The organism is Streptomyces sp. NPDC014864, from assembly GCF_043081525.1.
In the GTDB taxonomy this organism is placed as follows: Bacteria; Actinomycetota; Actinomycetes; order Streptomycetales; family Streptomycetaceae; genus Streptomyces.
The window spans coordinates 64,479-84,158 of sequence record NZ_JBIBWT010000016.1; the positions used below are offsets into that span (position 1 = coordinate 64,479).

The window sequence follows — 19,680 nt, forward strand, 5'->3', positions numbered from 1 at the left end:
CGGACGCAAGCGCCACGGCCCGCCCGGCGACCGAAGCACGCGCCCCGACGCGGACACAAACGCAGCGGCCTCGCCGCGGACGCAAGCGCCACGGCCCGCCCGGCGACCGAAGCACGCGCCCCGACGCGGGCACAAGCGCAGCGGCCTCGCCGCGGACGCAAGCGCCACGGCCGGCAACGGACCGAAGCACGCGCCCCGGCGCGGACACAAACGCAGCGGCCGCGTCGCGGACGCAAGCGCCATGGCCCGCCGCGGACGGAAGCGCGCGACCCCGGCGCGGGCCGAGGCACGCGGGTCGGTCGGACGCGACCGTCCCCCTCAGCCCGTCGCGTCCACCAGGGTCAGTTCATGGAGGCGTTCCGGGGGGCCGGGGCGGGCGTAGTACCAGCCCTGGGCGGTGTCGCAGCCCAGAATGCGCAGTTGCTCGGCCTGGGCGCCGGTCTCCACGCCCTCCACGGTGACCGCGAGGTCGAGGCTGTGCGCGAGGGAGACGATCCCCTCGACGATCTTGAGGTCCACGGGGTCCGCGGGGAACTGCTGCATTCCCCGGGTGAAGGAGCGGTCCAGCTTCAGCACGCTCACGGGCAGCCGGCGCAGGTTGGCCAGGTTGGAGTAGCCGGTGCCGAAGTCGTCCAGGGCGATGTCGACGCCCATCTCGGCCAGTCGGCGCAGCGGTTTGAGCAGGTCGTCCTCGGCGCCGATGAGGGCCGACTCGGTGACCTCCAGGCACAGTGCGTCGGGCTCCACGCCCTCCCGCTCCAGGATCTCGACGGTGTCCTGCACCAGATGGGGGTGCGAGAGCTGGCACGGCGAGAGGTTGACGTTGATGCGCAGCGGCCCCGCGGAGCCGTCCCCGTGGTGCCGGCGCCACTCGCGGGCCTGACGGACCGACTGCTCCATGACCCAGCGGCCCAGCGGCACGATCAGCCCCGTGTGCTCGGCGAGGGGGATGAACCGGTCGGGACCGAGGACCCCGTGCTGCGGGTGCAGCCAGCGCACCAGCGCCTCGGCGCCCCGCACACTGCCGTCGCCGAGGTGCACCAGCGGCTGGTACTCGATGAAGAACTCGCCCCGGTCCAGGGCCGTCGGCAGGGCCGTGGTCAGCCCGTGCCGGGTGATGGCGCGGGCGTCCGCCTCCGGGTCGGCCAGCTCGAAGCGGTTGCCGCCGGCCGACTTCGCCCGGTACATGGTGATGTCCGCGCTGCGCAGCACCTCCGCCGCGCTGCGCTCGCCCACCGGCCCCTCGACGATGCCGATGCTGCCGCGCACGGTCAGCTCCCGGCCGTCGACGCTGACCGGCGCGACGAGGGCGTTCATGATGCGGGCGGCGAGCTCGTCCACCTCGCGCTCGGTGTCGGGCCCGGTGGTCAGCGCGACGAACTCGTCGCCGCCGAGCCGGGCGACCATCTCGCCGGGCGCCGTCGCACAGGACTGGAGGCGGTCGGCGACCTCGACGAGCAGCCGGTCGCCGGCGGCGTGCCCGAGGCTGTCGTTGATGGTCTTGAAGCCGTCCAGGTCGAGGTAGCACAGACCGAAGCGCTGGCCCTCGCCCGCGTTCAGCGCCTTCTCCAGGCGTTCGAAGAACAGGGTGCGGTTGGGCAGGCCGGTGAGGGCGTCGTGGGTGGCCTCGTAGCGCAGCCGGAGGTTCAGCAGCCGCCGCTCGGTGATGTCCTCCATCAGCGCGAGCTGGTACTGGGGCCTGCCCTCGGCGTCCCGCAGCAGGGAGACGCTCAGATTGGTCCACAGGGCCGTTCCGTCGGGGCGGGAGAAGGCCTTCTCCACGTGGTAGTGCTCACGCTCACCGCGCACGAGTTCCTCGTACAGCCGCCAGATCTGCGGGGCGTCCTCGGCGTGCGTCCACTCCTTGAAGTTGCGGCCGCGCATCCCCGGCTCGGCCCCGCCGAACATGCGCAGCAACGCGCCGTTGCCCTGGAGGATGTTGCCGTCCAGGTCGGCGATCCCGATGCCTATGGCCGCGCCCTCGAACACCGCTCTGAACCGGGCCTCGCTCGCGTGCAGCGCCTTCGCCACCACGCCCTGGGCGCGCAGCGCGGCCTGCGCGATCGCCTCCTGCTCGGCCAGGGTGCGATCGCGCAGCGCCCGGGCGAATCCGGCGGCCATCGCGTGTTGCAGCCGGGAGGAGCGGGCGCGCAGGTCCTCCTGCTCGCCGTCCCCGCCGCAGTACAGCACCAGGTAGGCGTCCACGCAGTCCAGGGAACGGCTGAGCGCCTCGGGGGCGGTGCAGTGCGCGCCGACCAGCGCCGCGCCGACCGCCTCGCCCTCGTCGGCGTCGAACGTCCTGGCCCGCAGCGCCCGACTCAACCGGCGGGCCAGCGGCAGGAGTCGTTCCTCGAGCTCCGGCCGGGTGAGCGACGTCGCGGTGACCGGGAAGACCGCCCGGCTCCAGATCGTCGTCAGCCGGCGCAGTCTGTCCTCCGGCCCGTCCGGTTCCGCGCTCACGCCGTACGCCCCACGCCGGCGAAACCGGAGAACGCATATGGATCCTCGTCCTCCGGTGCCGTCTCCGGCCGCCACTGAGGCATCGGCACCAGTCCGGGCTCCACCATGTCGTACCCCTCGAAGAACCGCGCGATCTCGTCGCGCGAACGCATGATCAGCGGATTGCGAATGTCCTTGTACACGTCGACCGCGCCCTCGCTCCGTTCCGGCGGCAGGGGGATTCCCTCGTACGAGGCATGCGTGAGTACGAGCAGGCTGCCGGGCGCGAGTGCGTCTCGCAACTGTTCCACCGCACAGTAAGGGTCGTCCGCGTCTTCCACGAAGTGCAGTATGGCAACGAGGAGCAGCGCCACTGGCCGATTCAGGTCGATCAGCCGTTCCACTTGGGGGCTGTTGAGGATGTCCGAGGGCTTGCGCAGGTCCGCCGCGACGACGTCCGCGTCGTCGTTGCCCGCGAGGACCGCCTGGCTGTGGGCGACCGCCACCGGGTCGTGGTCGACGTACACCACGCGCGCGCCGGGGCGGGCGGCCTGGGCGACCTCGTGGGCGCTTCCGAAGGTGGGGATGCCGGAGCCGATGTCCAGGAACTGGGTGACGCCCTCGTCGAGGGCGAAGCGCACGGCCCGGCGCATGAACGCCCGGTTGGCCTGCATGATCTTGGGGAGCCCCGGCAGGAACTCCATGGCCCTGCGGGCCGCTTCCCGGTCGACCTCGAAGTTGTGCGAACCGCCCAGGTAGTAGTCGTAGAGGCGAGCGACGCTCGGCACCGAGATGTCGATGCTCCGGGGGGCCCAGGCGGGACGCTCCATCGATCTCTCCAAGGCTGAGGCGATCCGGTGTTCGAGCAGAGGCTACTGATCGCCCGCCAAAGGAGCGAGCGGAACCGGAAATTGACCATCCGTTCCCGGTCACTGCCTGCGGCACTCTCCCTGCCGGCGCCCGCGTCGGAGCGGTCGCGGGGACATGCGGACACGGCGAACCGCCCCCTCCGTGCGGTGCGGAGGGGGCGGTCCGGTCGGTGGGTTACCTACTTCGCCGGCGCGCCGACCGGCTTTCCGTCCGGGGAGACGGCGTACCAGGTGCCGCCGACGCCCTGGCCGTTGATGTCCCCGGGCACCTTGTCCCCGGAGAAGGTGTAGATCGGCCAGCAGTTCACGGTCATCTGCTTGACCCCGTCCGGCCGGGTGAAGCCCATCAGGCCCTTCTTCTTGACGCCCTTGGTGTCGTCGGCGGTGACCGGGGCCACGGCCGGCCACTTCTCCAGGCACGCCCCGGTGCAGGCGGACACCGGCTTGGGCCACGCCTCGTCCTTCAGGAAGCGGTAGACCGTCATGCCGTTCTTGTCGACGACGATGTCGCCGAGGTCGGTCTTCTTCACCGACAGGCCGGGCAGGCTCGACAGCGAGGCCTTCTTGCCGTCGGGCGCGAGGGCGAACCACTTGCCGCCCACGCCCTGGCCGCTGGTCTGACCGGCCTTGGCGTCCTTCGCGTAGCGGTACGCGGGCCAGCCGGCGACGGTCAGCTGCTTGGTGCCGTCGGAGCGGGTGACCTCGCCCAGCAGCGCCTTGTCGATGCCGGCGCCGGCGGTGGCGTCGTCCGCCGGGACCGGGGGCCAGGTCTTGGCACAGTCGCCGTCACAGGAGGCCTTGGGGGGTTCGGCCGTGTCCTGGTCGAAGCGGTACAGGGTCATCCCGGCGCTGTCGGTCAGCACCTTGCCCAGTTCCGCGTTGGCGGAGACGGCGAGCTCCCCCGCGGACTTGGAGCCGCCCGCGGACTGCTGGCCGTCGGCACCGTAGCCGTTGCCGACCCCCGTGCCCGCGCCGACGCCGCTGCCCGTGCCCGTGCCGGAGTTGCCGTAGCCGCCGACCGGGGCCGTCGCGCCCACGTTCTGACTGCCCGCCGGCGGAGTGCTTTCCTGACCGCACGCCGTCGTCAGCGCCAGCACGGCCGCGGCCGTGGCCACGAGCGAGGCGCTCCGCCAGGAGGTCTTCATCGTCAACTCCCAATGATCCCAATGGTGTTGTGGCGCCCTGCTGCGCCGCCGCACGACACTGAGTACGCACGGGAGCGGTGGTTGTGTTCAACGGCGGCGCGATTTTCTTTCCGAGAGCCGTGACATGTTTCGCGCCACCCGTCCCTCCTTCGGGGCAATCCACGCCTCCGGCGGAGTGCGGGGGCGTGTCGCGGCTCATGATCTTCGTCGTGCACCGACCCGAACCGACCCGATTCGCCCTTGTTCTCCGGGTGTTGGTCCCCGTGACGCTGGCATGGCTGTACGTGAGCGTGCCGGCCGGAACGGCCGCGGCCGACGCCTGCGCGTACGCCTCCACGGGCCCGGACGGCATGGTGGCGGTGTCGGTGGCCGGCGGCTCCTGGCCGGCGTTCCCGCCGTGCGGACCCACCCCGGCACCGACTCCCACACCGACCCCCACTCCCCCTCCCCCGCCTCCGCCACCCCCTCCGCCTCCACCACCCCCTCCGCCGCCTCCGCCCAAGCCGACTTCCCGCCCGGCGCCTCGACCCGCGCCGCCGCCCCCTCCGCGTCCGGCGCCCCCGCTTCCCCCGCCGGCGCCCGCCCCGCCTCCGGAACCGGCTCCCAAGCCGGCCCTCAAGCCGGGCCCCCGCCCGTCGGTGACGCCGGTGAGCTACCCGCCGTACCACCCCCGGCAGCACCGGCGCACGCCCCGGCACGGCCCGGCGCCGGTCACCTACGTCCTGCTCATCGCGGTGCCCGCGCTGGCCGCAGTCGCCGCGCTCCGTCCGCGCTGACCCCCGCCCCACCCTCGCCCCGGCCCCCGACTCCGTCCCCCGCCCCAATCCCCCACACCGATCCCTCGCACCGATCCCCGGAGGAACCTGTTGTCGGAATGGCTTGTTCTCGTCCTCGCGATGCTGGCCGCCTGCGCCGTGGTCGTCATCGTCACCTTCCTGCGGCACCGCACGGCGGCCGAGGACGACGATCCCAGTGAGACCCCGGACGTCATCGAGTACATGACGATGTGGATCGGCGTGGTGTACGCCATCGTCCTGGGCCTGGCCATCGCCGGTGTCTGGGAGGGCCGCGTCGCCGCGCAGGACCACGTCCAGGCTGAGGCGCAGGCGCTGCACGAGATCTCCGAACGGGTCCGGGTCTACCCGCCCGACGTCCGTGACCGCATTCGCTCCGATGTCAACGCCTATGTCGGACACGTCGTCACCACCGAGTGGAAGGCGATGGCGGACCACGGCGAGGTCACGCCGCAGGGCGGCCGGCTGCTCGACCGGGTCCGCGCGGACGTCACCGACTACCGCCCGACGTCGGACTTCCAGGCGCAGGCGTACCAGCCGCTCGTGGACCAGGTGTCCGCGGCCGACCAGGCCCGCACCGCTCGGGCCGACTCCACGGGGGCGACCATGCCGGGCGTGGTGTGGTTCGGGTTGATCGCGGGCGCCGTGATCACCATCGGCATGGTGTTCGCGCTCCAGATCAGACGGACGCCACGGGAGCTGATCCTCGCCGGGCTGTTCTCGGCGCTGATCGCCTTCCTGCTGTTCCTGATCTGGGACTTCGACGCGCCCTTCAGCCGGGGCATCGCGGCGTCGGCGGACCCCTTCCTGGCCCTGTTCCCCCACCTCGGCCACTGAGCGGAACAGTGACGGCCCGTCAGCCGACGGGGCGTCGGGAGCGCGGTCGCCGGGCGGCGCACCCGGTTGCTCCGTTCGCCCGGCTGCGATCGCGGCCGGGCGCGGGCGTTCCTAGCGTTTCGATCGTCGAGGCGCGTTTCCGGCACGGACGCAGGAGGTCCGCGACCGCTCCTCGGGAACCGGGAGGATCCGTCATGCGCGTCGTACGCGCCGCCTCGGTCGCGCTGCCGGCCGTCGCCGCTCTCGCCCTGGCCGCCCCTGCCGCCGTGTCGAGCGGCGGCGACGGCCGCCCCGGCGGCACCGCGTTCCGGGTCGGCGTGCGGCCGTCCACCGTCGTGCCGGGCGGGCAGGTGACGCTGGAGATCGATCGCGGCCGGGGCGGCTGCCGGGGCCCCGCGACCGTGTCGTCCGGTGTCTTCGACGCGGTCAGCATCCCGCGAGGGCGCTCGTCCCAGACCGTGCGGGGCGACGGGGACGCCCGGCCGGGTGCCGTCTACCAGGTGACGTTCACCTGCGACGGCCACAGTGGGGCCGCGGACCTGACGATCGCCGGCGGCCACGGCCAGGACGGCGGCGGCCCGGCCGCCGCCCGGCACGGCGTCCGCGCGGGCGAGGGCGGCACCCTCTCCGGCCCCGGACTCAAGGAACTCGGCATGGGCACCGCCCTGGTCATCGGGTCGCTCGGCGCGGCGTACTGCCTCGCGCGCCGCCGTTGCGGCGAGAACGGCACCTGACCACGGCCCGGCATCGGGCCCGAAGCCACGGGACGGCGCGGCGAGGGCCGACGGACCACCCGTTCGCGCCCGCCCCGTCGCCGGCCGCGCGTGCGGTCCTTAGCGTTCTGGTGTGCGGACGTGCAGGGGCGACGGCCGGAGCGGGAGAGGAGGGCGGATGTCTGTGGACTGGCTGTCCGGGGCGCCCGGCGAGGAGGAGGAGCGCGCACCTCGGAAGCATGTCCCGTGGGGCGTGACGGCGCTCGTCCTGCTCACCGGGATCGCGCTCGTCCGCGGCGGCTCGGGTGAGTTCGACACCGGCCCGCCGCAGCCCGCGAGAGCGGTCGCCCCGGACGGCGGCCGTACGTCCTCGGCGGCGCCCGCACCCCTGCCGTACTCGGTTCCGCGGCGGGTCAGGATCCCCGCGATCCGGGTCGACGCGCCCATCACACCGGTCGGTCTGGACGCCGACGGCTGGGTCGGCGCGCCGCCGCCGGAGAACCCGAATCTGGCGGGCTGGTTCACCGGCGCGGTGGCCCCCGGCGAGAAGGGCACCGCCGTCGTCGTCGGCCATGTCGACAACAGGACCGGTCCCGCCGTGTTCTACGGACTGGGCGCGCTGCGGAAGGGGAGCAGGATCGAGGTCCGGCGGCAGGACGGCAGGACGGCCGTGTTCGGGATCTACGGCGTCGAGGTGTTCGCCAAGAACGGCTTCCCCGGGGAGCGCGTCTACGGTTCGAAGGGGGCACCGGAGCTGCGGGTGATCACCTGCGGCGGCGGCTTCTCCCAGGGGATCGGCTACGACGGCAACGTCGTCGTCTTCGCCCGCCTGACCGAGGTCCGCTGAGCGGAGCCGGCGTGGCGGGCCCCGACGCCCGGTCAGGTGTACGACCGGCGGGGCACGGTGAGGTGGTAGCCCTCGTCCAGCAGGGCCGGCAGGTAGGCGCGCAGCGCGCGGACGCTCTGCGAACGGTCGCCGCCGGCGTCGTGGTTGAGGACCAGGAAGCCGGGGGCGGCGCCGCCCACTACCTGGTCGACGATCGCGTCGGCGACGGGGGGCGGTTCGGTCCAGTCGAAGCTGTCCAGCGTCCAGGCCAGCGGTTCCATGCCCATCTCGGCGCCGAGCTGGAAGGTCGCCCGGTTCCAGGCGCCGTAGGGGGCGCGGAACCACAGGGGGCGTTCACCGTAGGCGCGTTCGATGATGTCGCTGGTGCGTTCCATCTCGGAGCGGATGCGGCGGCGGGACAGCTTGGTGAGCAGCGGGTGGCTCCAGGTGTGGTTGCCGACGACGTGTCCCTCGTCGGCCATCCGGGCCAGCAGGTCCCGGTTCCCGTCGGCTCTCCCTCCGCACACGAAGAACGTGGCCCGGACGTCGTACCTGGCCAGTGTGTCCAGGATGTGCGGGGTGTAGCGGGGGTCGGGACCGTCGTCGAACGTCAGCATCATGGTGCGGCCGCGTCCGGACATGCGCAGGATCGGCGCGCGGCGCACCCGGGTCGGCCCGGGAACGGCGCGTGGCGTGCCCTCGCCCGTCAGGGGCCGCAGACGGTAGGCGGAGGGGGCGAGGGCGCCGCGCGCCGGGGAGCCCGCGACCGGGCCGGCGCCCCGCACGGGAGGACCGGAGGAGCCCGAGGAGCCCGAGGACAGCAGACCGGCGGTGCCGGCCGCTCCCGCCGCCCCCAGAGCGGCGACCCCGGCGAGCAGGGCCCGCCGCCGTGTGAGCAACTGTTCCTTCTGCATGAGTCATCAGTCGCCCGTGGAGCACCGCGGGACCACGCCACCGCGGGAGCGGGGCCGGGAAAACACCCGCCTGGTCCAGTGCCGGGCCGGGCCGGTCCGGTCCGCTCAGCGGCGGCGCACCAGCGGGAAGGGCAGCGTCTCGCGGATGGTCAGTCCGCTGAGGAACATGACAAGGCGGTCGACGCCGAGACCGAGCCCGCCGGTGGGCGGCATGGCGTAGGCGAGGGCGTCGAGGAAGTCCTCGTCGAGTTCCATCGCCTCCGGGTCGCCGCCGGCGGCGAGCAGCGACTGGGCGGTGAGGCGGCGCCGCTGCTCGACGGGGTCGGTCAGTTCCGAGTAGGCGGTGCCGAGTTCGGTGCCGAAGGCGACGAGGTCCCAGCGCTCGGCGAGGCGCGGGTCGGTGCGGTGCTGCCGGGTGAGGGGGGAGACCTCGGTCGGGAAGTCCTTGTAGAAGGTGGGCGGCCCGGTCCGTTCCTCCACCAGCCGCTCGTACATCTCCAGGACCACGTCCCCGGGGCCGTCGTCCGCGGTGTAGGGCACGCCCGCGCGGTCGCAGAGCCGGTGCAGCACCGCCAGGCCCGTGCCCGCGTCGATCTCCTCCCCCAGCGCCTCGGAGATCGCGCCGTGCACGGTCTTGACCGGCCAGGGCCCGGAGATGTCGTACTCGGTGCCGTCCCGGCGGGCGACCGCGCGGCCGTGGGCGGCGGTCGCGGCGGCCTGGATCAGTTCGCGGGTGAGGTCGAGCATCACGTCGTAGTCGGCGTAGGCCTGGTAGGCCTCCAGCATCGTGAACTCGGGGTTGTGCTTGTAGGAGACGCCCTCGTTGCGGAAGGTGCGGCCCAGCTCGAAGACCCGCTCCAGACCGCCGACGCAGAGCCGCTTCAGGTACAGCTCGGGGGCGATGCGCAGGTACAGGTCCAGATCGTAGGCGTTGATGTGGGTGGTGAAGGGGCGGGCGTGGGCGCCGCCGTGGACCGGTTGCAGCATCGGGGTCTCGACCTCGAGGAAGCCGCGGTCCAGCAGGCCCTGGCGCAGGGCCTGGACGGCGGTGGAGCGGGTGCGGACGACGGCGCGGGCCTCGGGGCTCGTCACCAGGTCGAGGTAGCGGCGGCGGATCCTCGCCTCGGGGTCGGTGAGGCCGCGGCGCTTGTCGGGCAGCGGGTGCAGGCACTTGCCGAGCAGTGTCCAGGAGGTGACGAAGACGGTCGGCTCGCCCCGGTCGCTGACGCCCGCCCGGCCGGTGGCGGAGATGTGGTCGCCGAGGTCGGCGTCGGCGGTGAAGCGGTCCAGGGCCGGCCCGGAGCCGGAGCGGGTGAGGGCGAGTTGGCGGTCGCCGGACCAGTCGCGCAGGACGACGAAGACGATGCCGCCGAAGTCGCGCATCAGCATGATCCGCCCGGCGACCGTGACCTGTTCCCCGTCGCGGACCTCGGCGAGGGCGCGGGTGCGGGCCGGGACGCCGACCGGGTAGGGATCGATGCCGACGGCGCGCAGCCGGTCCAGGGTGCGGTGGCGGACCCGGACCTGTTCGGGCAGACCGGCGAGCGGGTCGGCGGGTGCGGCCCGCCGTTCCTCGCCGGCGCCGCGGGCCGCCGGGGCGGGCGGGGCGCCGGGCGTGACGGGCCCGGATCCGTGCCCGGTGTGGCCCTTGCCCCAGAGCTTGCGCAGCGAGGGTACGGAAACGAAGCCCTCGGCGATGCCGGAGGCCAGGCCGATGCGGGCGAGCTGGGCGGCGTCGCCGTAGCAGATGAAGCGGGGGTACCACTCGGGGTGGTACTTGGCGTTGGAGCGGTACAGCGCCTCCAGCTGCCACCAGCGGGAGAGGAACAGCAGCAGGCGGCGCCACAGCCGCAGCACCGGTCCGGCGCCGATGCGGGCGCCCTCCTCGAACGCCGAGCGGAAGACGGCGAAGTTCAGCGAGATACGGTGCACACCCCGCTTCGGTGCGGCCGCGCACAGTTCGGCGACCATGAACTCCATGACGCCGTTGGGGGCGGCGCGGTCCCGGCGCATCAGGTCCAGGGAGACGCCGTCGCGGCCCCAGGGGACGAAGGAGAGCAGGGCGAGCAGCCGCCCGTCGGCGCTGAGGGCCTCCACGAGGAGGCAGTCGCCGTCCGCGGGGTCGCCGAGGCGGTCCAGGGCCATGGAGAAGCCGCGCTCGGTCTCGGTGTCGCGCCAGGCATCGGCCTTGTCGATCACCTCCTCCATCTCGGCGTCGCCGAGGGTGGCGTGGCGCCGGATGCGGCAGGTGGCGCCGGTGCGCCGGACACGGTGCACGGCCTGCCGGGTCACGCGCATGTCCCGGCCCGCGAGGTCGAAGTCGGCGACGTGCACGATCGCCTCGTCGCCCAGTTGCAGGGCGCCGAGTCCGGCGCGGGCGTAGGCCCTGGCCCCGTCCTCGGAGGCGCCCATCACGGCGGGTGCCCAGGCGTGGCGGCGGGCGACGTCCAGCCAGGCGGCGATGGCGTGTGGCCAGGCCTCGCGGTCGCCGACGGGATCACCGCTGGCCAGGCAGACCCCGGCCTCGACGCGGTAGGTGACGGCGCCCTTGCCGCTCGGCGAGAAGACCACGGCCTTGTCGCGGCGGGTGGCGAAGTAGCCGAGGGAGTCCTGTTCGCCGTAGGCCGCCAGAAGGGCGCGGATACGGTCCTCCTCGTCGCCGTGCAGGGCCGCCTCCAGGCGCTGCGAGCGGAACAGCGTGGCGGCGGCGTTGAGCAGGGCGAGCGCGCCGAACAGGCCGAGCAGGAAGGTGACGGCGCGCGGCGGGCGGCCGTCGAAGGCGCGTGCGCCGACCAGCCCGCCGCAGACCCGGTCGGCGGCCCAGGCCAGGTACTGGCCCTCGGGCAGGGTGCCGGGGAACAGCGCGACCAGGCCCCAGCCGGTCAGGATCGCCGCCGCGATCCCGGCGGCCAGCACCGCCAGCGCCCGCCAGAGGGCGCCGCGGCGGGAGGCGGCGTAGAACTCGTCCCGGGCGGCGACGAGCAGCAGCAGCGCGAGGGAGCAGACCACGAGCGACGGCAGCGACTCGGCGTACTCCCCGGCCGCCAGGCCGAGCACGTCGCTGAGGACCACGAGGCCCAGGTAGACGACGACCAGCCACCAGGCGACCTTCTTGCGGGCGGCGGTCGCCGCGGCCAGCAGGAAGAGGAAGGCGGCGTAGGCGAGGTTGGCACTGACCGGCACCAGGAGGAGTTCGAGGACGCGGACGACCGGACGGAGCAGCACGCGCAGCGGGGCGACGAGGTCCAGCAGGACGCAGAACAGGCCGAGGGCGCCGAAGAAGGCACCGACGCCTCCGGGCACCCGGTGCAGGAAGCCGTCGCGGGGCGGCCGCCCGGGACGGCTTCCGGCCCCTGCCGCGGCCGGGGCGGCGTCGGCGGTGGCGGTCATGGTCGCTTCGGGGTGGCGCTCATGTTCCGACTGTAGGAACACCCCGTGCGCCGCGCCCGTCGAAGTGGCCCGTGCTCCGGTGCGGCCCGCGGCCTTCGATAGCCTCTCGACGTGACGGAACAGCACGCACAGCGGTTCGAGCGGGGCACGGACGGGCCGAAGGTGATCCTCGTCGGAGTGGACGGCTCCGACTCGTCGATGCGGGCCGCGGCCTACGCGGGCGGTCTGGCCCGCAGGCAGCACGCCCTGCTGGCCGTCGTGTACGTGCAGCCGGTGATGACGGCGGGCGCCGCGCTCGGGGCGCCGGTGGCGGAGACGACCGACGAGATCGCCGAGGACCTGGTCCAGCAGATCCGCGAGGCGGCCGAGCGGGTCAAGGGGATATTCGAGGTCCGCTGGGAGTTCCACACCTTCCGGGGCGACCCGTACAACGGCCTGGTCACGGCCGCCGACGAGCTCAAGGCGGACGCCGTGGTGGTGGGCGCCTCCGAGCAGGCCGGCCACCGGATCGTCGGCTCGGTCGCGGTGCGTCTGGTGAAGGCGGGGCGGTGGCCGGTGACGGTGGTGCCGTAACCCACCGCGCGACCGTCGCCGGCCCGGTCGTGCGTGGTGTCTTCCCTGACCGGCGGTGCTGGGCCATCATGATCCGCCGTCAGCCGTTTGCCGTCTGCGAAGAGGTGAGGCGCATGGCCGGACTCCGAATGGGCGAGGGCATTCTCCGCCGCAAACCCATCGAGCACATCGAAGAGACGGAGGTCGCCGAGGGCCCACGGCTGGAGCGCTCGCTCGGCCTGTGGCAGCTGACCGCCATCGGGGTGGGCGGCATCATCGGCGCGGGCATCTTCACCCTCGCCGGTACGGTGGCCAACGGCACGGCGGGCCCGGCGGTGGTCGTGTCCTTCCTCATCGCCGGCCTCGCCAGCGCGGCGGCGGCACTGTCGTACGCCGAGTTCGCGGGTCTGATCCCGAAGGCGGGCTCGGCCTACACCTACGGATACGCGGTGCTCGGCGAGTTCGCGGGCTGGTTCATCGGCTGGGACCTGCTGCTCGAGTACACGGCGATCGTGGCGGTGGTCGCGATCGGCATCTCCGGCTACTTCGGCTTCCTCATCGAGGACATGGGCGCGCAGCTGCCGTCCTGGATGCTGGGCGCGCCGGGCACCGGTGCCGGGCACCGGGTCGACCTGTTCGCGGCCGTGCTGTGTCTGCTCATCGCGTGGCTGCTCAACCTCGGTATGCGCAGCGCGGCCCGCTTCGAGACGTTCGTGGTGGCGCTGAAGGTCCTGGTGGTGCTGCTGGTGATCGGGGTCGGCGTCTTCCACATCACCACCGCCAACTACCGGCCGTTCTTCCCGTACGGCATCGGCGGGACGTTCACCGGTGCCGCGACGGTGTTCTTCGCGGTGTTCGGCTACGACGCCATGTCGACGGCGGCGGAGGAGTCGCGGGACGCGCAGCGGCACATGCCCAAGGCGATCGTCTACTCGCTGGCGATCTCGATGGTGCTGTACGTGGCGGCCTGCCTGGTGCTGACCGGTATGCAGAACTACAAGGAGATCGACAAGGAGAGCGGCTTCTCCACGGCGTTCAAGTCGGTCGGCCTGGGCGGGCTGGCGGACGTGATCGCGGTGGGCGCGATCATCGGCATCCTCACCGTGATGTTCACCTTCATGCTGGGCGTGACCCGCGTGTGGTTCGCCATGTCCCGGGACGGGCTGCTGCCCAAGTGGTTCGCGAAGACGCATCCCACGCGGCACGTGCCGACGCGGGTGACGTGGATCGTCGGGGTGGCCTCGGCGGCCATCGCCGGGTTCCTGCCGATCGCCGAGGCGGCCGAGCTGACCAACATCGGAATCCTGCTGGCCTTCGTGGTGGTGTGCACGGCGGTCATCGTGCTGCGCTACCGGCAGCCGGAGCTGCCGCGCGCCTTCCGCACCCCGTGGATGCCGTTCGTGCCGGCCCTCGGCGTGGTCTTCTCGATCTGGCTGATCACGTTCCTGCAGTGGCAGACCTGGGTGCGGTTCGCCGTGTGGTTCCTGATCGGGTGCGTGATCTACTTCGCCTACTCGTACAAGCGGTCGGCCCTGGCGCGACGCTAGCCGCGCGACCCGGGCCCGGTTCAGGCCCGGCTCCACGGCTGAAGGGCTGATAGGGCTGGAGGACTGAAGGGCTCAACGTCGCAACGAGTCATCGGGAGCACGGACTTCGCCGCCGATGACGGCCGGGAGGGCGGCGGCGGACGCCGCGCGCGGTGCCGGATGCCCCGGCGCGGCGTGCTGCTCCCGTTGGTGGGCCTGGCAGGCGGCCGCCGCGGCGAGGAGGGCCGTCACGGCCAGGGCCATCTGCCGTCTGCGTGCGATCATCGGTTCACCCCACTGCGATCATGCGTCGGACAAAGTCGTACGGTCAGATGAATGGGTACGAAAATGGCCGCCGCCGCAAACGGCATCGCCCCCTCCGTTAACCCGTCCGGCGTGCTTCCGTGATCCGGTGACCGTTCGTCGAACCGTTCGTCGACGCGATCGACCGTCCGCCGCAGAGCCGTGCGCGCGCCCTGTCCCCGCCGGGACCTTCGCGGTGCCATACGGCCATGACGGCCGGAATGACCCTCCCGCTCCCGCACGGGACGACGACCGCCGAGCACGAGCTCGCCGCACTCCAGCGCGAGCACGGCAGGCCGCTCTTCGCACTGCTGCTCAGGCTCTGCGACGGCGACCGCCAGCGCGCCGAGGACCTCCTGCAGGAGACCCTCGTGCGCGCCTGGCAGCATCCCGAGGCGCTGCGCGCCGACGCCTTCGACTCCGTACGGCCCTGGCTGCTGACCGTCGCGCGCCGGCTCGCCATCGACGCGCGCCGGGCCCGGCAGGCGCGGCCGCCGGAGGTCGGGGACGCGGTGCTGGAGAACGCGCGGGTGATCGCCGACCACGCCGAGCGCTCTGTCGCGACGCTCGACGTGCGCGAGGCTGTGAAGACACTCACTCCGGAACACCGTGAAGTCCTGGTGCTGGTGTATTTCCAGGGGGCCAGTGTGGCGGAAGCTGCGCAAACCCTGGGGATTCCGCCCGGTACCGTGAAGTCCCGCGCGTACTACGCGCTGCGCGCCCTGCGCCGGGTACTTCCGGGATATGCGGCCGACCTGCGGTGAAACCGGACCGTGAGTCAAACCTCCGTAAAGTGCCTTGCTGAGGACCCTCGTTGAGTAATCGGCTGTCCTCATCCGTGTTCCGGACAGGGGTCCCAGGGTTCGGTCCCGGGCGACGCGCACGCACCGGAGGAAGGCAGGGAAGGGATGCTGCACAGAGGTCACGAGAGCACGGACGGCAGCGGTGGCGGTGAACTGGCCGTCCCCATGGCGTGGTTGTACGCCGAGTACATCGCCGACGAGCTGCTGCGCACCGGCGATCTGATGCCGCCCACGTCCTTCGAGTTCCGCGCCGGGCGGGACGCGCTGGCGCTGACCGTCTTCCTCTCCGACACAGATGGTGAGCTCTCCGGCATCCAGGTGGTCTCTCAGCTGGAGACCTGGATGTCGCTGACGGCGTACGACCAGCCGTGGCAGCACTGGGTGGGCGAGCGGATGGCCGAGCTGGCGGCCGACGCGCACGCCTCCGGCGTGCCCTCGCCGGACCTGGCGCTGGCCGAGGCGGCCTGGCGCTGGCTGGAGGAGACCGAACTGCTCGCCCCCGACCTGGACGCGGTCCCGGGCGGCGCGGGACTGACCGGGGAGGACGAGGGGCCGAAGGTGTGGACACCGGCCTGGCGGCTCGGACTGCCCCTAGGGCACCTCGCGATCCATCTTTTTTAGATTCGCACCAATCCGCGGACCGCACCGCTCCGAACGTCTTGGTTGCCATTCTGTGATCCGTGGCTTGAGTGATTCGGCTGTCCGCTGCGTACGGGTGGGAGCAAGGAGTAACCCCACCCGCACTCATCGGCACGAGGATTCGGCATGAGGTCCCTGGAACGGCATCGCGACGTCGGCGCGTACGCGCTCGGCGTGCTGGACGAGGCGGACACCTTCCGCTTCGAGGACCACCTCATGGAGTGCCCGCGCTGCGCGGCGCACGTCACCGAGTTCGGTCCCACCGCGCGGCAGCTGATGCTGTACCGGCGGGCCACGCCGCGCTTCGTGCACCCCATGACGCAGCCCGGCCCCCGGCTGCTCGACCGGCTGGTCGGCGAGGTGTCCCGGCGGCGCCGGGCCGGACGCCGTCGCCTGCTGTACGCCGTGGCCGCCTCGGTGGTGTTCGCCGTGGCGGGACCCGGGATCGCGTTCGTGGCCGGGGACGGGGCCGGGACCGGAAAGGAGCCGATGCAGGTCTCGGCGACGGACGCCCGGACGGGTGTGTGGGCGCAGGTCAGCGCGGAGAACGCGGACTGGGGCAGCCAGGTCGAGCTGAGGATCAAGGACGGGGCGGGGCCCCGCTCCTGCCGGCTCGTCGTCGTCGGCCGCGACGGCTCGGAGCAGACGGTGACCAGCTGGGCGGTCCCCTCGCACGACGCCCGGCCGAACACCATGGCGGGCGGTACCGCGATGCATCCGGGTGAGATCGCCCGCTTCGAGGTGCGCACGGCGGACGGGCGGTCCCTGGTGACCCTGGCCTCGCACTGACCGGCGCCGCGGCCCCGGGTCGGGGAGCTACTTCAGCAGCCGGGACAGTCTGCGGTCCGCCAGCGGCTTGCCGCCCGTCTGGCAGGTCGGGCAGTACTGCAGGGACGAGTCGCTGAACGAGACCTCACGGATGGTGTCGCCGCAGACCGGGCAGTGCTCGCCGGTGCGGCCGTGCACCCGCAGACCGCTCTTCTTCTCGGCCTTGAGCCGTCCGGCGGCGATGCCCCGGGAGCGCTCGACGGCCTCCGTCAGGGTGGTGCGCAGCGCCGCGTGCAGTCGCGCGGTCTCCTCCGGTGTGAGGGAGGCGGCGAGCTTGAACGGGGACATCCTCGCCGCGTGCAGGATCTCGTCGCTGTAGGCGTTGCCCACCCCCGCGATCAGGCTCTGGTCGCGCAGCGCACCCTTGATCTGGCGGCGCTCCCCCGCGAGCAGGCCCGCGAGGCGCGCCTCGTCGAAGTCGTCGGCCAGCGGGTCCGGACCGAGCCGGGCCACCCCCGGCACGTCCCACGGATCCCCCACGACGTACACCGCGAGCCGCTTCTGGGTGCCGGCCTCGGTGAGGTCGAAGCCCGCCCCGGTCTCCAGGGCGACGCGCAGGGCGAGCGGCCCCTTGCCGGGGCGTGGCGGGGCCTGCGGCAGCGGGTCCTTCCACTGCAGCCAGCCCGCGCGGGCGAGGTGGGTCACGAGGTGCGGGCCGCCCTCCGTCGCGACGGCGAGGAACTTGCCGTACCGGCCCACCGCCGTGACCGGCCGCCCCTGGAGGGCGCTCACGGGCGGGTCGTACGTCTTGAGGACGCTGACGGCGACGGGCAGCACCCGGGCCATCTCGTGGCCGACGAGATGGTCGGTGAGGAAGTCCCTGAGCGCTTCGACCTCGGGCAGTTCCGGCATAGCTCCATCGTGCCACCCGGCGCCGACAACGCCCCGCGGGCGCTACCGGGGAGCCCCCGGGCGCGCGCCGGGCCCGCGCTCCGCGCCTTCCGTGCACGCCCCCGCCCGCGCCGGTCAGGCGCGTTCCGGCACCACGAACTCGCACCACATGCACTTGCCGCCGCCCCGGGCCTCGACGCCCCACACGTCGGTGAGCCGGTCGACGAGCAGCAGCCCGCGGCCGGAGACGCCCGCCTCCCCCGGCTCCCGGCGGCGCGGCAGGGCGCTGGAGGAGTCCTCGACCTCGACCCGCAGCCGCCGGTCGGTGCCGGTGAGCACCCGCAGGGTGACGATCGCGGCGCCCTCGGTGTGCATCAGGGCGTTGGTGATCAGCTCGTCGGCCACGAGTTCGATCTCCTCGGAGCGTTCCCGGGCGCCCCAGGCACGGACCGTGGAGCGGATCACGTGCCGGGTGTCGCTCAGCGCGTCCGGGTCGCCGGGAACCACGTGCCGCTGGAGCCGGCTGACGGGCTGCCGCTCGGTCAGGCCCCGGCGGCGCAGCACCAGCAGGGCCACGTCGTCGTCGCCGCCGCGCTCCTCGGCGGCGTCGATGAGCAGGTCGGCGAGGTCCCGTACGTCCTCCGGGCCGCCGGCGACCAGCCCGGTGAGGTCCCTCATGCCGTCGTCCAGGTCGGCCCCGGGCTGTTCCACCAGGCCGTCGGTGCACAGCACCAGGGTCTGGCCGGGGTCGAGCTCCAGGGCGGCGACGGGGTACTCCAGGCTGCCGAACTCGGCGGACAGCCCGAGCGGCAGACCGCCGTCGACCGCGATACGGCGGCAGGTGCCGTCGTCGCCCCGCACCAGCGGGTCGATGTGCCCGGCCCGCACCACCTGGACGACACCGGTGGACAGGTCGGCCTCCGCGTACAGGCAGGTGGCGAAGCGGTCGGTGTCCAGTTCGTGCAGGAAGACGGAGGCGCGGGCCATCACCGTGGCCGGCGTGTGGCCCTCGGCGGCGTAGGCCCGCAGCACGATGCGCAACTGGCCCATGACGGCGGCGGCGTGCGTGTCGTGGCCCTGGACGTCACCGATGACGGCGCCGACCCGCCCGCCCGGCAGCGGGATCAGGTCGTACCAGTCGCCGCCGATGTCGCGGCCCAGGGAGCCGCCGGCGTACCCGGAGCGGTAGCGCACGGCGACGTCGGCGCCGGGCACGCTGGGGATGGTGCGCGGCAGCATCGCCTGCTGCAGGCCCTGCGCCAGGTCCTTCTCCTGCTCGTAGAGCATGGCCCGCTGCAGGCTCTGCGCGATGCTGCTGCCGAGGGCGACCAGCACGTTGCGCTCCTCCTGGGAGAAGCCGCGCCGGTCGCTGTAGAGCAGCCCCATGGAGCCGATCGGGCGGGCCTGGGCGATCAGCGGCAGATAGGCCGCCGAGGTGATGTTCAGCCCGGTGATGTGCGGCCACAGGACGGGGAAGCGCTCGGCGAAGTCCTCCGGGGACTCGATGAAGCACGGGCTCAGGGTCCGTACCGTCTCGCTCATCGGGTAGGGCTCGTCGATCCGGGTGACCAGGGTGCCGGGCACGAAGCTGCCCGCCGGGCCTTCGGCGACTAGCCGGATCCGGCCCGCCTCGACCAGGCCGAGGACCAGGCTGGTGGAGCCGAGCAGGGCGAGGCCGCGGGTGTCCTTGACCACGTCGATGACGTCCTGGACCGTGCGGGCATGAGCGAGGGCGGCGGTGGCGGCCTCCACCACGTTGGTCTGGTCGCGCCGGGCCGCCGCCTGGGCGGCGCGCTCCTGCCGGGCCGCGCTGTCGCTGAGCTCCTCGGTCGCGTCCCGGACGATGCCGATGATCCGGCGCGGGCGGCCCGTCTCGTCCCGCCGGATGTAGCCCTGGGTGTGGGTCCAGCGCAGGCTGCCGTCGCGGCGGCGGATACGGAAGTAGGTGCCGTAGTTGTCGCTGCCGTCCTTGAGCGCCTTGGCCACCAGGGCGTCGAGGCGGTGGCCCTCGGCCCGCGGCATCCGGTCGGCCAGGCTCTCGGGCCGGCCGTCGTACTCGCCGGGGCGGACGTCGAAGATCTCCTCGGCCAGGGGGTCCATGACGAACAGACCCGCGTCCAGGTCCCAGTCGAAGCTGCCCATGCGGTTCAGCGCCAGGATCGGATCCGAGTGCGCGGGCCAGTCGTCCGGGAGTGACAGGGCGTTCGCTCCCCGTTCAGCCATGGGGCCACCTTGCCAGGGATTGTGTGATTCTTCGAGCCGGGGTGGGCG

17 protein-coding genes are annotated in these 19,680 nt (G+C 73.0%); 9 read left to right on the plus strand and 8 right to left on the minus strand.

Annotated elements, in window-relative coordinates:
• Positions 1 to 318: 318 nt before the first annotated feature.
• The 3 genes from ACF1A5_RS26005 to ACF1A5_RS26015 form a co-directional block, all read right to left on the minus strand.
• On the minus strand, positions 319 to 2,460 hold the full coding sequence (locus ACF1A5_RS26005) for a putative bifunctional diguanylate cyclase/phosphodiesterase (protein WP_392195286.1): 2,142 nt from the start codon (positions 2,458 to 2,460) through the stop codon (positions 319 to 321).
• Positions 2,457 to 3,269, minus strand: a complete 813-nt coding sequence (locus ACF1A5_RS26010) for an SAM-dependent methyltransferase (RefSeq protein WP_392195287.1) — start codon at positions 3,267 to 3,269, stop codon at positions 2,457 to 2,459. Before ACF1A5_RS26010 ends, ACF1A5_RS26005 begins: the two co-directional genes overlap by 4 nt.
• 218 nt (positions 3,270 to 3,487) lie before the next feature.
• On the minus strand, positions 3,488 to 4,453 hold the full coding sequence (locus ACF1A5_RS26015) for an SCO0930 family lipoprotein (RefSeq protein WP_392195368.1): 966 nt from the start codon (positions 4,451 to 4,453) through the stop codon (positions 3,488 to 3,490).
• A 647-nt stretch (positions 4,454 to 5,100) separates the two neighbouring features.
• On the opposite strand from ACF1A5_RS26015, the gene ACF1A5_RS26020 reads away from it, so the two are divergent.
• From ACF1A5_RS26020 to ACF1A5_RS26035, 4 genes are all read left to right on the plus strand, one after another.
• Positions 5,101 to 5,229, plus strand: a complete 129-nt coding sequence (locus tag ACF1A5_RS26020) for a hypothetical protein (protein WP_392195288.1) — start codon at positions 5,101 to 5,103, stop codon at positions 5,227 to 5,229.
• 90 nt (positions 5,230 to 5,319) lie between these two features.
• Positions 5,320 to 6,084 carry a hypothetical protein gene (locus ACF1A5_RS26025; protein WP_392195289.1) on the plus strand — a complete coding sequence of 255 codons (765 nt, stop codon included), beginning with the start codon at positions 5,320 to 5,322 and terminating at the stop codon, positions 6,082 to 6,084.
• A gap of 194 nt (positions 6,085 to 6,278) precedes the next feature.
• Positions 6,279 to 6,818: a hypothetical protein gene (locus ACF1A5_RS26030; RefSeq protein ID WP_392195290.1), complete on the plus strand. Its 540-nt coding sequence runs from the start codon at positions 6,279 to 6,281 to the stop codon at positions 6,816 to 6,818.
• Between the two features lie 157 nt (positions 6,819 to 6,975).
• A complete protein-coding gene (locus ACF1A5_RS26035; RefSeq protein WP_392195291.1) occupies positions 6,976 to 7,644 on the plus strand; it encodes a class F sortase in 669 nt (222 codons plus the stop codon).
• A 32-nt stretch (positions 7,645 to 7,676) separates the two neighbouring features.
• Here the strand turns inward: ACF1A5_RS26035 and ACF1A5_RS26040 are convergent, their stop codons facing one another.
• Both ACF1A5_RS26040 and lysX read right to left on the minus strand, forming a co-directional pair.
• Entirely contained in the window at positions 7,677 to 8,537 is an 861-nt protein-coding gene (locus tag ACF1A5_RS26040; protein WP_392195292.1) for a polysaccharide deacetylase family protein, read from the minus strand.
• 105 nt (positions 8,538 to 8,642) lie between these two features.
• Positions 8,643 to 11,927 carry a bifunctional lysylphosphatidylglycerol synthetase/lysine--tRNA ligase LysX gene (gene lysX, locus ACF1A5_RS26045; protein ID WP_392195293.1) on the minus strand — a complete coding sequence of 1,095 codons (3,285 nt, stop codon included), beginning with the start codon at positions 11,925 to 11,927 and terminating at the stop codon, positions 8,643 to 8,645.
• 111 nt (positions 11,928 to 12,038) lie between these two features.
• Here lysX and ACF1A5_RS26050 point away from each other — a divergent pair, with 111 nt between their 5' ends.
• Both ACF1A5_RS26050 and ACF1A5_RS26055 read left to right on the plus strand, forming a co-directional pair.
• Positions 12,039 to 12,500: a universal stress protein gene (locus tag ACF1A5_RS26050; protein WP_356182730.1), complete on the plus strand. Its 462-nt coding sequence runs from the start codon at positions 12,039 to 12,041 to the stop codon at positions 12,498 to 12,500.
• Between the two features lie 113 nt (positions 12,501 to 12,613).
• Positions 12,614 to 14,026, plus strand: a complete 1,413-nt coding sequence (locus ACF1A5_RS26055; protein WP_392195294.1) for an amino acid permease — start codon at positions 12,614 to 12,616, stop codon at positions 14,024 to 14,026.
• 72 nt (positions 14,027 to 14,098) lie between these two features.
• Here the strand turns inward: ACF1A5_RS26055 and ACF1A5_RS26060 are convergent, their stop codons facing one another.
• A complete protein-coding gene (locus ACF1A5_RS26060; RefSeq protein WP_392195295.1) occupies positions 14,099 to 14,290 on the minus strand; it encodes a hypothetical protein in 192 nt (63 codons plus the stop codon).
• Positions 14,291 to 14,517: 227 nt separating this feature from the next.
• Here ACF1A5_RS26060 and ACF1A5_RS26065 point away from each other — a divergent pair, with 227 nt between their 5' ends.
• From ACF1A5_RS26065 to ACF1A5_RS26075, 3 genes are all read left to right on the plus strand, one after another.
• The gene (locus ACF1A5_RS26065) at positions 14,518 to 15,072 is read left to right on the plus strand and encodes a sigma-70 family RNA polymerase sigma factor (protein WP_392195296.1); all 555 of its coding nucleotides are present in this window, start codon (positions 14,518 to 14,520) and stop codon (positions 15,070 to 15,072) included.
• Positions 15,073 to 15,216: 144 nt separating this feature from the next.
• Positions 15,217 to 15,732, plus strand: coding sequence for a hypothetical protein (locus ACF1A5_RS26070; RefSeq protein WP_392195297.1), 516 nt, complete (start codon positions 15,217 to 15,219; stop codon positions 15,730 to 15,732).
• A 144-nt stretch (positions 15,733 to 15,876) separates the two neighbouring features.
• Complete coding sequence (locus ACF1A5_RS26075) at positions 15,877 to 16,539, plus strand: zf-HC2 domain-containing protein (protein WP_392195298.1); 663 nt, start codon at positions 15,877 to 15,879, stop codon at positions 16,537 to 16,539.
• A gap of 27 nt (positions 16,540 to 16,566) precedes the next feature.
• On the opposite strand, the gene ACF1A5_RS26080 is transcribed toward ACF1A5_RS26075, so the two are convergent.
• Together ACF1A5_RS26080 and ACF1A5_RS26085 are read right to left on the minus strand one after the other, a co-directional pair.
• Positions 16,567 to 17,430, minus strand: a complete 864-nt coding sequence (locus tag ACF1A5_RS26080; protein WP_392195299.1) for an Fpg/Nei family DNA glycosylase — start codon at positions 17,428 to 17,430, stop codon at positions 16,567 to 16,569.
• A 114-nt stretch (positions 17,431 to 17,544) separates the two neighbouring features.
• Positions 17,545 to 19,632 (minus strand): SpoIIE family protein phosphatase, encoded by a 2,088-nt coding sequence (locus ACF1A5_RS26085; RefSeq protein WP_392195300.1) that lies wholly within the window; start codon positions 19,630 to 19,632, stop codon positions 17,545 to 17,547.
• Positions 19,633 to 19,680 lie beyond the last annotated feature (48 nt).

Bases quoted from the DNA above. Each gene is read 5' to 3' on its own strand.
- ACF1A5_RS26010 (WP_392195287.1), bottom strand. From the start codon at position 3,269: ATGGAGCGTCCCGCCTGGGCCCCCCGGAGCATCGACATCTCGGTGCCG.
- ACF1A5_RS26015 (WP_392195368.1), bottom strand. From the start codon at position 4,453: ATGAAGACCTCCTGGCGGAGCGCCTCGCTCGTGGCCACGGCCGCGGCC.
- ACF1A5_RS26030 (WP_392195290.1), top strand. From the start codon at position 6,279: ATGCGCGTCGTACGCGCCGCCTCGGTCGCGCTGCCGGCCGTCGCCGCT.
- ACF1A5_RS26035 (WP_392195291.1), top strand. From the start codon at position 6,976: ATGTCTGTGGACTGGCTGTCCGGGGCGCCCGGCGAGGAGGAGGAGCGC.
- ACF1A5_RS26040 (WP_392195292.1), bottom strand. From the start codon at position 8,537: ATGCAGAAGGAACAGTTGCTCACACGGCGGCGGGCCCTGCTCGCCGGG.
- lysX (WP_392195293.1), bottom strand. From the start codon at position 11,927: ATGACCGCCACCGCCGACGCCGCCCCGGCCGCGGCAGGGGCCGGAAGC.
- ACF1A5_RS26055 (WP_392195294.1), top strand. From the start codon at position 12,614: ATGGCCGGACTCCGAATGGGCGAGGGCATTCTCCGCCGCAAACCCATC.
- ACF1A5_RS26060 (WP_392195295.1), bottom strand. From the start codon at position 14,290: ATGATCGCACGCAGACGGCAGATGGCCCTGGCCGTGACGGCCCTCCTC.
- ACF1A5_RS26065 (WP_392195296.1), top strand. From the start codon at position 14,518: ATGACGGCCGGAATGACCCTCCCGCTCCCGCACGGGACGACGACCGCC.
- ACF1A5_RS26070 (WP_392195297.1), top strand. From the start codon at position 15,217: ATGCTGCACAGAGGTCACGAGAGCACGGACGGCAGCGGTGGCGGTGAA.
- ACF1A5_RS26075 (WP_392195298.1), top strand. From the start codon at position 15,877: ATGAGGTCCCTGGAACGGCATCGCGACGTCGGCGCGTACGCGCTCGGC.
- ACF1A5_RS26080 (WP_392195299.1), bottom strand. From the start codon at position 17,430: ATGCCGGAACTGCCCGAGGTCGAAGCGCTCAGGGACTTCCTCACCGAC.
- ACF1A5_RS26085 (WP_392195300.1), bottom strand. From the start codon at position 19,632: ATGGCTGAACGGGGAGCGAACGCCCTGTCACTCCCGGACGACTGGCCC.